The sequence below is a fragment of the Streptomyces sp. NPDC005963 genome (genome assembly GCF_040638655.1).
Classification (GTDB): domain Bacteria; phylum Actinomycetota; class Actinomycetes; order Streptomycetales; family Streptomycetaceae; genus Streptomyces.
Window position 1 is genome coordinate 102165 of record NZ_JBEXVD010000012.1, and the last position, 12813, is coordinate 114977.

Annotated in this window: 9 protein-coding genes; 4 read left to right on the top strand and 5 right to left on the bottom strand. The window is 70.2% G+C overall.

Annotated features, from left to right (window positions below):
* The first annotated feature begins 19 nt into the window (after window positions 1-19).
* The 4 genes from ABZ348_RS18390 to ABZ348_RS18405 all read left to right on the top strand — a co-directional run bounded on the left by ABZ348_RS18390 (window position 20) and on the right by ABZ348_RS18405 (window position 5203).
* Window positions 20-1216, top strand: coding sequence for a M20 family metallopeptidase (locus ABZ348_RS18390; RefSeq protein WP_358934320.1), 1197 nt, complete (start codon window positions 20-22; stop codon window positions 1214-1216).
* A gap of 13 nt (window positions 1217-1229) precedes the next feature.
* On the top strand, window positions 1230-2285 hold the full coding sequence (locus tag ABZ348_RS18395) for a GNAT family N-acetyltransferase (RefSeq protein WP_358934189.1): 1056 nt from the start codon (window positions 1230-1232) through the stop codon (window positions 2283-2285).
* Window positions 2282-3394, top strand: a complete 1113-nt coding sequence (gene menC / locus ABZ348_RS18400) for an o-succinylbenzoate synthase (protein ID WP_358934191.1) — start codon at window positions 2282-2284, stop codon at window positions 3392-3394. The genes ABZ348_RS18395 and menC overlap by 4 nt, the downstream gene beginning before the upstream one ends.
* Before the next feature lie 114 nt (window positions 3395-3508).
* Window positions 3509-5203 carry a helix-turn-helix domain-containing protein gene (locus ABZ348_RS18405; RefSeq protein WP_358934193.1) on the top strand — a complete coding sequence of 565 codons (1695 nt, stop codon included), beginning with the start codon at window positions 3509-3511 and terminating at the stop codon, window positions 5201-5203.
* Here the strand turns inward: ABZ348_RS18405 and ABZ348_RS18410 are convergent.
* The 5 genes from ABZ348_RS18410 to ABZ348_RS18430 form a co-directional block, all read right to left on the bottom strand.
* A complete protein-coding gene (locus tag ABZ348_RS18410) occupies window positions 5127-7364 on the bottom strand; it encodes a prolyl oligopeptidase family serine peptidase (RefSeq protein WP_358934195.1) in 2238 nt (745 codons plus the stop codon). The genes ABZ348_RS18405 and ABZ348_RS18410 overlap by 77 nt on opposite strands.
* A complete protein-coding gene (locus ABZ348_RS18415) occupies window positions 7361-8731 on the bottom strand; it encodes an erythromycin esterase family protein (protein ID WP_358934197.1) in 1371 nt (456 codons plus the stop codon). Before ABZ348_RS18415 ends, ABZ348_RS18410 begins: the two co-directional genes overlap by 4 nt.
* A 24-nt stretch (window positions 8732-8755) precedes the next feature.
* The gene (locus ABZ348_RS18420) at window positions 8756-10618 is read right to left on the bottom strand and encodes an ABC transporter substrate-binding protein (RefSeq protein ID WP_358934199.1); all 1863 of its coding nucleotides are present in this window, start codon (window positions 10616-10618) and stop codon (window positions 8756-8758) included.
* Between the two features lie 193 nt (window positions 10619-10811).
* On the bottom strand, window positions 10812-11756 hold the full coding sequence (locus tag ABZ348_RS18425) for an ABC transporter permease (protein WP_358934200.1): 945 nt from the start codon (window positions 11754-11756) through the stop codon (window positions 10812-10814).
* Window positions 11753-12703, bottom strand: coding sequence for an ABC transporter permease (locus ABZ348_RS18430; RefSeq protein ID WP_358934202.1), 951 nt, complete (start codon window positions 12701-12703; stop codon window positions 11753-11755). Before ABZ348_RS18430 ends, ABZ348_RS18425 begins: the two co-directional genes overlap by 4 nt.
* Between the last annotated feature and the right edge of the window lie 110 nt (window positions 12704-12813).

Consider the following 12813-nt stretch of genomic DNA (forward strand, 5'->3'; position numbering starts at 1 on the left):
ACGAGAGCGTGCAGACGCGATGGTCGCCGACATCGAACGGCTAGTGCGCTGCGAGTCCCCCTCCGACGATCTGGCCGCCGTCGCCCGCAGCGCCGAACGGGTCGCCGGGATAGGAGCCGGGTATCTGGGCGTCGATCCGGAACGCATCGTCATCGACGGTTGCACCCATCTCCGTTGGCGCTTCGGCCGCACCCCGCGCGTGCTGCTCATCGGCCATCACGACACGGTGTGGCCCATCGGGTCGCTGGAGAGCCATCCGTTCGAGGTCCGGGACGGAGTGCTGCGCGGGCCGGGCTGCTTCGACATGAAAGCGGGCCTGGTGATGGTCTTCCACGCCCTGGCCGCGCTGTCCGCCCCGTATCGCCTGGCCGCACCGCGCGGCTCCGACGCCCCGCATCCCTTGGACGGCGTGACGCTCCTCATCACCGGCGACGAGGAGCCGGGTTCCCCCTCGTCCCGGGAACTGATCGAGCAGGAGGCACGCGCCTGCGCGGCGGCCCTGGTGCTGGAGGCCGCCGGTCCCGGTGGGGCACTGAAGACCGAGCGCAAGGGCGTCTCGCGCTACGAAGTGTCGATCCGAGGGCGGGCCGCCCACTCCGGTCTGGAACCGGAACGTGGTGTGAACGCGACGATCGAGGCCGCCCGGCAGATCATGACCGTGGCCGCACTGGGCGACCCGGAACGGGGCACGACCGTCACCCCGACGGTCATGGTGGCGGGCACCACGACCAACACCGTCCCTGCATCGGCCCGGTTCGACGTCGACGTCCGGGTACGGGACGCGGCCGAGCAGCACCGCGTCCACACCGCGATGCGGAACCTGCGGGCAGGGCTGGCCGGGGCCGTCGTCGAGGTCAGCGGTGGTCCGAATCGGCCACCCCTGCCCGCCAACGCGTCGCAGGAGCTCTTCGAGCGGGCGGCCCGGCTCGCTGCGGACCTCGGGATCGGTCCGCTCACCGGGATCGCTGTCGGCGGTGCCTCCGACGGGAACCTCACCGCCGGCGTCGGCACCCCCACCCTCGACGGGTTGGGAGCGGTGGGCGGCGGCGCGCACGCCGATGACGAGCATCTGCTCGTCGCGGAACTGCCGCGCCGAACCCAGCTGCTGACCGCACTGATAGCCGACCTGTTGACGTCGCAGGACGGCTGTCCGCCCGGACGAACCGAGGACCGGCATCGTGTGCCTTCGGACCAGCTGTGCGGCGGAATCGGCTGAAACCATGACCGGCGTGACTGATCTACTCCGCGACCGCACCGACTCCCCACCCATCGCCGCGGCGTACTCCGCGGCCGAGGCCGCCGCGCAGGCCGCAGGCGTGACCATCCGTTCCCTGGACAGCGTCAGCGAGCTTGAGGCAGTCCGACGTCTGTACGAGCAGATCTGGCGCACCGGCGAGAACAGCCCTCCGGTGACAGCCGATCTGCTGCGCGCACTGACGAAGGCGGGCAGCTATGTGAGCGGCGCCTTCGACGGGGACGAACTGGTCGGGTCCTGCTTCGGCTTCTTCTCCCCACCGGCGCGCGAGGCCCTGCACAGTCACATCGCGGGGGTGCTCCCACGGCTGCGGCGGCGGAACGTCGGATTCGCGCTGAAGCTGCACCAGCGCGCCTGGACGATGGCGCACGGCGTCAACGAGATCTGTTGGACGTACGACCCCCTGGTGCGCCGCAACGCGTACTTCAACATCGCCAAACTGGGCGCGGAACCGGCCGAGTACCTACCGGACTTCTACGGTCCAATCGACGACGACATCAACCGCAGCGACGACTCGGACCGGATCCTGGTGCGGTGGCACCTGACGTCGCCCGCCGTCGAGTCGGCGTGTGCGGGTGGGCCCCGGCTGATCGACGCGCAGGCCGCCCGGGCTGCGGGCGCGAGCGTGGCGCTCAGCGTCTCCCCGACCGGCGCACCGGCCGTCGCACCCGTCGTTGCACGTGCCGATGACGGACACGCCGACACCGTATTGGTGGCCGTGCCCGAAGACATCGAGTCCCTGCGGGAGAGCGACCCGGCATGCGCCGCGCACTGGCGCACGGCGGTACGGGACGTGCTCCACGGGCTGCTCGCCGAGGGAGCCCGGGTACGGGGCTTCGACCGGGCCGGCTGGTACGTCGTGGACCGCGGGAGCCCAACGCACCCGACGCACCCAACGCACCCAACGCACCCAACAGCAGCATCGACGCGACGAACGGCACAGCAGAACGGAACGCACCAGAACGGCACACACCGGCACGAAACACACCACGGCGAAGCATCGGACGCAGCATCGAAGGAGACGGCGTGAAGGTCACAGGAGTCGAACTCCGCACCATCGAGGTGCCCCTCGTGTCCCCCTTCCGGACCTCGTTCGGCACCGAGACCGTGCGCGAGGCCCTGGTGCTGCGCGTGGTCACCGACGACGGCGAGGGATGGGGCGAATGCGGCGCGGGCACCGTCCCCGGATACTCCTCCGAGTACACGCACGCCGCCGCCGACGTACTGAGCCGCTTCCTGATCCCGGCACTCGCCGGAGCGCCAAAGCTCGACGCCCACCGGGTCGCACCGGCCCTGGCCCCCTTCAAGGGGCACCGGATGGCCAAGGCCGCACTGGAGATGGCCGTACTGGACGCCGACCTCCGGGCCCGCGGCGTCTCCTTCGGTCATGCGCTCGGCGCGGTCCGCGACACCGTGCCCTGCGGGGTGTCCGTGGGGATCATGGAGTCGATACCCGCCCTGCTCGACGTGGTCGCCGGATACCTGGAGGCCGGCTATCTGCGGATCAAGTTGAAGATCGAACCCGGTTGGGACGTCGAGCCGGTCCGCGCCGTACGGGAACGGTTCGGCGACATCCTGCTCCAGGTGGACGCCAACACCGCGTACGGCCGCGGGGACGCCCGCCAACTGGCCCGGCTCGACCCGTTCGACCTCCTCATGCTGGAGCAGCCCCTCGCGGAGGACGACCTCGTCGGACACGCGGACCTCGCCGCGAGGATCACCACCCCCATCTGCCTCGACGAGTCGATCGTGTCCGCCCGCGCCGCCGCCGACGCGCTCGCACTCGGCGCCTGTCGGGTGGTGAACATCAAGCCGGGCCGGGTGGGCGGCTATCTCGAAGCGCGGCGGATCCACGACGTCTGCGCGGCGCACGACGTCCCGGTCTGGTGCGGCGGAATGCTGGAGACGGGCTTGGGCCGGGCCGCGAACGTGGCGCTCGCCGCCTTGCCCGGATTTCTCCTTCCCGGCGACACCTCGGCCTCGGAGCGCTACTACCGGACCGACATCACACCGCCGTTCCGCCTCGTGGACGGGCACCTCGCGGTACCGACCGGTCCGGGTCTCGGAGTCACACCGATCCCGGAGGTCCTGGAGGCGGTCACGACCACGACGACGTGGGTGCCCGTTCCCGCTTCCTGATGCCCCACGAGCTCCCGGGGCACCCTGCGACTGTCCCAGCGGACGAACGAAGTGGCATCATTTCGTCATGCGCAACGAACAAGGACACGGGGGTGCCGCGCTAGTTTCGGCCCCGTGCTCATCCCCGTGACCAGCCTCCCGCGAGCGAGCCTCGGACGTGTCCTGGAGGAACTCGGAACCACCCTGCTCGACGTGGTCTGCGGCGATGCCGAACGCGCCGACGGCATCGGCGGCATCGCCATCCACGACCCCCTCGACGAGCCGGAACTCCCGGAGAACGCCCTGGTGATGGGCGTCGGCCTGCACGATCCCGCCGACATCGCGCGGGTCGTCACCGACCTCGGTCGGCGCGGTGCCGCCGCACTGGTGGTCCGCGCGCCCGTCACCGCCGACGAACGCCTCCTCGCCGCGGCCCGCACTTCGGGTGTTGCGGTCCTCTCCTTCGCCCGCGGTGCGTCCTGGACCCATCTGGCCGGAATGCTCCGCACGCTGACCGCTGACGGCAACCGGTACGACACGGAAGCTCCGGCGCCCGGACGGAGCGGGTCCGGCGACCTCTTCGCCGTCGCCAACGCCATCGCCGCCTTGCTGGACGCACCCGTCACCATCGAGGACCGCAACTCACGGCTGCTGGCCTTCTCCAGCCGGCAGGAGGACGTCGACCCGTCGCGGGTCCAGACGATCCTGGGCCGTCAGGTCCCCGAGCACTACACCCGCATCCTGGAGGAACGCGGGGTCTTCCAGGCGATCTACCGCAGTGACCGGCCCGTCTTCGTGGCCTCCCTGCCCGATCCGGGCGACACGGTGCAGCCGCCCGAACTGCCCCGCGCGGCGATCGCGGTGCGCGCCGGGGACGAGATCCTCGGCACGATCTGGGTGGTCGTCCCCGAGCCCCTGAGCGAGGAGCGCAGCGAAGCCCTCTACGAGGCGTCCAAGCTCGTCGCGATGCACATGGTCTGGCAGCGTGCCGACGCCGACATGGAACGGCGGATGCGGGCGGAACTGCTGGCCACCGCACTCGAAAGCGGCCCGGGATCACCCGAGGCGGTCCGTCGCCTCGGTCTGAAGGACGAACCCGCTGTCGTCCTCGCGCTCACCGTCGTCGACGCGGCGACCGAACACCGGCTGCCCGCCCGGCTCGCCACCGAACGCAAACGGCTCACCGACGCGTTCGCCATGCATCTGTCGGCCGTGCATCCCCGCGCCACCGCGGCGCTGATCGGTGATGTCGCCTACGGCATCCTGCCCCTCCTGCCACAGAGCCGCCAGAACGCAGCAGACGCAACGGGGTCAACGGATGGCGGCGAACGCGCGACCTGGATCGCCACCGAGTTCCTGGCCCGCGTCGGCTCCCGCCTCCGTCCGCTGATCGGTGTGGGCCCGTTGGCGGCGGACAGCTCGGCGCTGGCCAGGTCCCGTTCCGGGGCCGAACGGGCCTTGCGCGTCCTGCGGTCGGGAATCGCCGGACAGCAGGTGGCCCGTCTCGACGACGTCCACGTCGAAGCGCTGCTGCTCGAACTCGCCGACCTCGTACCGCGCGGAGACATCCCCAGCGGCGCCGTCGCACGGGTCGTCGCCTACGACGAGGCCCACCAGGCCAATCTGGTCGAGACGCTGCGCAGCTGGCTCGACGCCTTCGGCGATGTGGCCGTGGCGTCCGCCGCGATGTTCGTGCACCCCAACACGTTCCGCTACCGGCTGCGGCGCGCGGCCGAGGTCGGCCGCATCGACCTCAACGACCCGAACGCCCGTCTGTCGGCGATGCTCCAGCTGCGTCTGATGGCCCTGAGGTCCGCCCCGAACGGCTGACCGAGCCGGGGAAACCCCCCGTACGCACCGCACTCACCGCCCGGGGCGAGCGCGCCCCTGCCGTGTGTCCAGACCGCGTGTCCAGACCGAGTGTCCTGATCAGAAAGGCCAGCCACTCGGCGTCCTGCTCAACCGCGATCTCGTGCGAAGTCGCGGCGCCATGACCAGCGTTGTCGTACACGTGCAACAGGATCGGCGCCGGCCCCTCCTGTGCCGTCTGCAACCGGGCGGCGAACTTGCGTGCCTGCCACGGCGGGCACCGCGGGTCGGTCGCGCCCGCCTGGAGGTAGACCGCCGGAAAGGCGCCGGGCCGGACCAGTTGGTACGGCGACAGGCCGAGGAGTCGCCGTCTCTGCTCCGGGTCGTCCGGGTCCGCCCACGCCTTGCGGATGACGAAGTCCAGATACGGATCGCGGAGTGCGCCGATGAGGTCCAGCAGCGGTGCCCGCGGCAGCACGGCGCACCACAGTTCGGGCCGTGTGGTGAGGGCGACCCCGCACATCAGTCCGCCGTCGGACCCGCCGGTGAGTGCGAGCCGGTCGGTGCTGGTGAGCCCCGTGTCGAGAAGGTGCTCGGCGACCGCGACGAGGTCGGTGTCGCGCACGTGCTTGCGTTCCCGGTGGGCGGCCAGGTACCAGTCCCGGCCGAACTCGCCGCCCCCACGCAGATACGCCTGGACGAGTACGCCACCGGCCGCGACGAAAGCGGCCAGGTCGGGCTGATACTGGGGCAGCAGGGGCACGTTCGCGGCGCCGTACGCGGAGATCAGGGTCGGCGCCGGCCGCGTCGGGTCACCGCCCGCCGACCGCACCACGTGGTACGGAACCGCCACGCCGTCGGAGGCGATGGCCCGGCCCACCACCACCTCGGCGTCGAGGGTGACCGCAGGGGCGGAGAGCGTCTCGATGCCCGTCTCTCCGGGCCGGTGCCGATAGACGCCCCAGGAACTGGTCAGCGTGGAGAAGGCGAAGACGAAGTCGTCCGGGGCCGCGCCGACGGCAAGGCCGGTCATGGCGAAGAACGGCGCGGCGAGCGCCCCCCGGCCGGGCAGGGGAACCTTCCCGGTGACGGCGCCCGAGCGGTCGAGGATCCGGACCCTGGCGAACGTCTCGTCGAACTCGCTGAGGTAGAGGTGCTCACCGACCGGGGACAGGGACCGGAGCACGGTCTTCCCCTCGGGCACCAGCTCGGTCCAGGTCGATGGGTCGTTGGGGTCGGCTGCGTCGAGTGGGAGGGCGACCACCCGCCCGCGGGGGGCATCGACGTCGGTCACCGCGATGTAGTGGTCGCCGACGACATGGCCGGCGATCGTTCCGGCGCAGTCGGTGACGAAGGGCCGCCAACTCGTGCCGGGCCGGGACAGATCGCGTACCGCAATGGGTACGGGACTGCCCACCCGGTGGCTCGCCACGGCCCACCGACCGTCCGACGAGAACTGGACGAGCGTGTACTCACGGGAGCCCTCGCCGACCGGAATCGGTTCCACGGCCGTGTTGCCCGTACCGCTGCCGCCCGGGGACGGTACGGCGAGCCGGTGGTGGAACACCGCCTGCCGGAACTCCTTCGGTGATCCGGTGAGCGCGAGGAAGCAGAAACCGCTGCTGTCGGGCAGCCAGGAGACACCGCCGGCCCATGCACTGTGCAGGACCTGCGGCGGTGCCCCGTCGAGCACCCGGCCCGTGTCCACCTCGACGAGCCGGATGGTGTTGTGCTCGCTGCCGTCGGTGCACACGCCCAGGGCCAGGACCCGGCCGTTCGGCGCCGGCACCAACCAGGAGAGGAAAGCCGGGTTCCGCTCGCTGCCGAACACGGCCGGATCGACCACCGGCCGTCCCTCGCCGAACGGCAGGTCGGCGACGACGACCGTGGGCGCCGCCCCGCCCGGCAGGGTCTCGGCGCGGAACCAGCGACCGGCCGCGTACCTCGGCAGGGCCGGACGGGACCCGCGGTCGTACGTCTCGATCAGCTTCCGAACGGCCGCCCGGTCCTGCCCGTCGTAGCTGACGGCTGTGGCGAGTTCGGCTTGCCGGCGTTGCCACTGCCGCACTTCGTCGGTCTCCGGCTCCAGCCACCGGTACGGATCAGGCACCCGGACGCCCGCGACGTCCTCGTGGACCTCGACGATACGCGCGGGAGGATACGGCGGAGGGGTGACGCTCACGGTGATTCCGACTCCTCAGTACGTCCTGCATCTGCATCTGCATCTGCCTCGGCATCCGGGGCCGATGTCGCCACCGCGTCGAACTCCTCGCGGAGCCGCTCGAACGCCCCGGGGATCCGGGTGGCTTGCCGGATGTGGAGAAGCGCGTCGAACGTCGTGGGGAAGTCGTCGACGGGGTCGAGTCCACCGCTGGCCAGGGTGCCCGCGACCCCGTCGAAGAACCCGTCCGGCGCCCGGCGCGCGTCGACGAGGGTCATCGGGGGGCCGAGGCGGTCCAGCCGTGCCTCGACGCACTCCGGTGTCAGGGTTCGCGCGCCGAGGGTGACCTCGCAGTCGAACGGGCGGGGGGAACGCTGGGTGAAGCGGACCTCCGGACCGGACCCGTAGGTCATCCCGATGGTGACCAGGTCGGCTCCGAGTGCGGAGTCCAGCAGACCTCCCAGCGTCGGTCGGCCGTGCAGGGGCGAACGGCGGACGTGCGCGTTGTGGGCGCTCACCACGATCCGCCGCTCCCGTTGGAGGATCCACTCCACGCTCCGCGCCATGAACACTTCCCGCGGGTACGGCCGCCGGGCCGGAAACGACGTCCCGTCCCCCTCGGCGTGCAATGCCTCCTCGGCTTCCTCGATCTCCTCGACGAAGGCCCGGAGCGAGGCCGCACACCAGAGTGCGACCGCGGCGCTCTCCTCGCCGCCGTGCTCGTTTCCCTCACTGCCCGTTCCGTTCTCGCGGGCGTACCGGTGCGCACGCGCCTCCAGCCCGCGGAGTCCGTCGAACAGTCGGGCACGGTCGGCCGCCGACATCGCCGCGTACCTCACCGCCGCCTGGGACCGGCCGCCCAGATCGCTCAGCCGCAGCAACTCCCCGTCACCCGGGCGGGCCGGCAGCCGGTCGAGACAGGCGCGGACCGCCGGCCCGGGTGAGGTGGACGACCCGGGCAGGTCCATCCCGTAGAAGGAGACCGCCGCCGAGCCCGGTGAACCCTTGGAGGTCCGGTCGCGCATCCAACTGAGCTGCCGCCGCATCGGCTCGCACTCGCCGAAGCGGTAGGTGATGCCGTCACGGGCGACCGTCTCGACCCGACCCGGGCCGCCGTGGACCCACGCGTCGACGGCGAGCCCCTCGGCGAAACCGGACTCCAGCACCAGGCCCGTGAACCCGAACTCCCGGACGAGGAGACGGAACAGCCGGTCCCTGAGCCCGTAGAACTCCGTGATGTTGTGCGCGCCCTCGCCGATGGCCACCACCCGTGCATCGCCGATCAACTCGCGCACCACCTCGACGTCCGCCGGGCCTGGGGTCCGGTCGAGCGGCCAGGCGAACGGGTCCCCCGACGAGTTGGCGAACGGGTCCGTGAACGTCTCCATATCGGCTACCACCTCGGGGAGGGCCTAGTCACGGAAGTACCACAGCTCAGGCGTGTACAGGAAGCTGAGCAGCGCGTTGAACGACGCCGGTGGGCCGGACAGGGTGTTCTTCCAGACGACGAGGGTGTGCGGGGTCGGGAAGAAGAGCACCGGCAGGTCCTTGGAGAGTCGGGTCACCTCGGCCGACAGGACCTTGGAGTCGGCACCGAAGGTCGATGCGTTGATCAACCCGTCCACCTCGGCGTTCTGGTAGCCGCCCAGGTTGAAGCTGCCGCCCTTGTTGAAGACCGTGTTGCTGCTCGGATACCCGGCCGCCAGATAGAGCGGCCCGTAGTCCTGCGCCGCCCACTTGTTCTTGTTGGCGGGCGCGAAGCTGTTGCCGTAGTTCGTGTACAGGTAGTTGAGCGACTTGGTCACGATCGAGACCTTGATGCCGAGCTTCTTGGCCGCCGACGAGAACGCGATGTCCCGGGCCCCGACATACGCCGGAGTGTTCGCGGAGGCGAGGGGGAATTCGATCTTCTGCCCCTGCGGGATGCCTGCCCCGCACTCACCCGCCCCGGTGCCGGGTCGCTCGCAGATGGTGGAGCCGTCCGGCACCACCTTCCAGCCGTTGTCGGTGAGCAGCTTCTTCGCTGCGGCCGGATCGTATGGGTAGGGCGCCTTGCCACCGAACTCGGGCGGGTACGGGGAGCCGTTGCCCGCGGTGCTGTAGTTCGGGGAGGCGGCGCCGTTGTAGACGCCCCGGCTCTTGATGTACCCCTGCTGGTCGATCAGGTGTTGCAGGGCCTGTCTGACGTACGGCCGTGCGATGACCTTGTCGAAGTTGCCGGTGGTGTTCTCGAAGTTGAGGACCAGCGGGTCGAAGCGGGCGGGTGCCGGGGCGCCGTAGACGTGGTAGCCCTTCTTCTTCAGCGCGTCGATCTGGGTGATGTAGCTGGAGTCCAGCGTTCCGACGGTCAGGGTGCCGGCCTTGAACTGGTTGAGCACGGCGGCGGCGGAGGTGAAGGACTTGAAGTTGACCTGGTCGATCCGTGAGTCCCCCGGACCGCTGTAGGACTTGTTGGGGACGAGCGAGAACGACCCGGTCGTCGGGTCGAAGCTCTTGAGGCGGTACGGGCCGTTGACCACCTGCCACAGCGGATTGCTGGCGAACGTGGACTGGGACTCGGACTGCTTGGTGAGGTACGTGTAGATCGCCTTGGCGTTCGCGGGCACGTTGTGGTCCAGGTGCGGGCCCCCGGTGCGGGCGATGTTCCACTCCGCGGAGGGCATCACGTACAGCAGCGTCAGCATCGACAGCAGATAGGACGGGTTGTACGCGGTCTCCAGCTGGAGGGTGAGCGTGTTCGCCGATGTGGCCTTCGCGGTGACCCCGTCGGGGAACTGGCCCGGGGTGTAGAAGCTCCAGTTGGCCGGGCTCTCCTTGAGCGAAGCCTTGAGCAGGGCGAGGGAGAAGACGACGTCATCGGCGGTGACCGGCCTGCCGTTGGACCACGTGAAGTCCTTCATCTTGATGGTCACGGTCTTGCGGTCGGGGCTGTAGGACGGGGGCTCGGCCAGGCTCAGTTCGGTGTCCGCGATCTGGTCGCCCTCCCCGCTGGGGCGGTAGAGGGAGCGCCACATCTGCCCGCGGGCGATGACGGTCCCGTTGGCGGACGCCGGCGGGTAGGGGTAGATGTAGTTGGGGCTGAGCCCGGGGGTCAACGCGACCGTGGCCGTACCGCCGTCCTTGGGCTTGCCGGACTCCTTCGGGAGGGTCTGGTAGCTGCCCTGGACGTCCTTGGCCGAGCTGCCGCCGCCCGTGCATGCCGTGGCGAGCACGGCGACCACGGCGGCGAGCACCGCCCAACGGCGTCCTCGCGGCTTACCGGACATGTGCGTCATGGATGGCTCCCTGCGAGGTGTGGTGAAGAGGTACGGAGGAGGGGGACGGCGCCGGACTGCGGCGGACGGGCGACCTGGCCGGTGACCGCTTCGGCGTGGGTCGAAGATGCCGCACCGGTCTTCGTCGGTGTTCGGCGAGCCCGACAATCCCCGGCCCCCCTGTCCGTCGAGATCGACAGGCCCTGTCCGCTGCTCAGTCGGCCCGACGCCCAACCGCGTCCCGGAGCGCGTCCGCGAGCAGGTTGAGCGCCAGGACCGTGAGGATGATGCAGCCGCCGACGGGATAGATGAGCCACCAGTGGTCGGCGGAGATGTAGGTGGCGCCGCTGGCGAGCTGGCTGCCCCAGTCCGCGGTCGGGTACGTCAGTCCGAAGCCCAGGAAGCCCAGGGCGGCGACGACGAGGACCGCGTCGGCGACCTGGAAGGTGATGTTGACGATGATCACGCCGAGCGCGTTGGGGATGAGATGGGTGAGGATCAGCCGCCGACGGGACGCCCCCATCACCCGTGCGGCCAGCACGAACTCCCGCACCCGCAGGGTCAGGACCTCGCCGCGCACCAGCCGGGCGGAGACCAGCCAGGAGAATCCGCCGATGACCAGGCTCAGCGTCACCGCGTTGGCGTGGAACTTCGCCGACAGGATCAGCACGAAGAAGAGGAAGGGCACCGACAGCAGGATGTCGACCACCCGCATGAGGAACCCGTCGAGGATGCCCCCGGCGAGTCCGGCGACCGCCCCGTAGACTGTACCGATCGCGGTGGCGAACAGCGCGGCGAGCAGCCCGATCTGCAAGGACACCTTGCCGCCCTCCATCAGCCGGCCGAGCACGTCGAACCCGTTGGGGTCGGTGCCGAGCGGGTGCCCGGGGCCGGGGGGCAGGGTCGCGTTGAGGAGGTCCACGTCGGTCTGGTTGGTGCGGTAGAGCAGGGGGCCGAGGAAACAGAACGCGACGACGAGCAGCAGGAGCAGCCCACCGGCGAGGCCGAGGGGGTGGTGCCGCAGCGTTCGTAGCATCGACCGCGGAGAGAATCGTTTCCGCAAGCTGATGGGCGCGGGGGGTTGGGTCGGTTCGGGCGTGGAACGTGCCATGGCGTCCGTCTCGGTGGCCTCCGCCGTGTCCACGTGTGGTGAGGTCATTTCTCCAACTCGATTCGGCGGTCGGCGGCGGCGACCGTCAGGTCGGCGACGAAGTTGCCTATGACGGTCAGGACGCCACCCATGAGGGTGTAGGCGAGGAGCACCGGGTAGTCCTCGCGGTGCAGGCTGTTGAGGAACAGCAGGCCCAGGCCGGGATAGTTGAAGAGGGACTCGACGATCAGATTGCCCGCCAGGACGGTGGGGATGAGGGTGCCCACCAGCGTGATCAGCGGCAGACAGGCGTTGCGCAGCAGATGGCGGGTGAGGACGAGCCGTTCCGGTAGCCCCTTGGCCCGTGCCACCCGGATGTAGTCCTGACCGAGTTGGTCCAGCGCGGCGGAGCGTTGGTACTGGGAGAACACCGCAACGCTGGTGATGGCGAGCGTGATCACGGGCAGGGCCATGGCGCGCGGATCGGTGAAGACCACCCAGGGGGAACGCGACTGGGACGCCTCTGCGGGGAAGATCTCCAGGGACTGGCTGAAGACGGCGATCAGAACGAGGCCCAGCAGGAACGACGGTGTCGCGTAGAGCACGTACGAGACCGCGGTGGCGCCTCGGTCGATGAGGCTGTTGCGCCGCACCGCCTGGAGGATGCCGAGCGGGACGGCAATCAGCAGCGCGAGGATCAGACCGGCCAGTGACAGCATCGCGCTGCGGCCGGCGTTCTGCCGCAGCAGTTCCCCGACGCTCTCGTTGAGCTTGTAGGACCTTCCCAGGTCTCCTTGGACGAGTTGGCCGAGATAGCTGAGGTACTGCACGACGACCGGGCGGTCGAACCCGCGCTCCCGGTTGAAGTCGGCCACCGCTTCGGGCGAGGCGCGCTGTCCCAGGACGACCCGGCCCGGGTTCTCGGCCACCAGGTGCAGGAGGAAGAAGACCGCCGCGGAGATCCCCAGGAGCACGAGGAAGGAGATCGCCAGCCGTCGGACCACGTACCAGGTCATGCGTGTTCATCCCCTCTCCGAGAAAACCGTGGGGCCCCGGTGATCCGCACGGGCGGCAAGAGCTCTGAGGCCCCTGATACCGCAGAGCCCCCTGAAACCACAGAGATCGC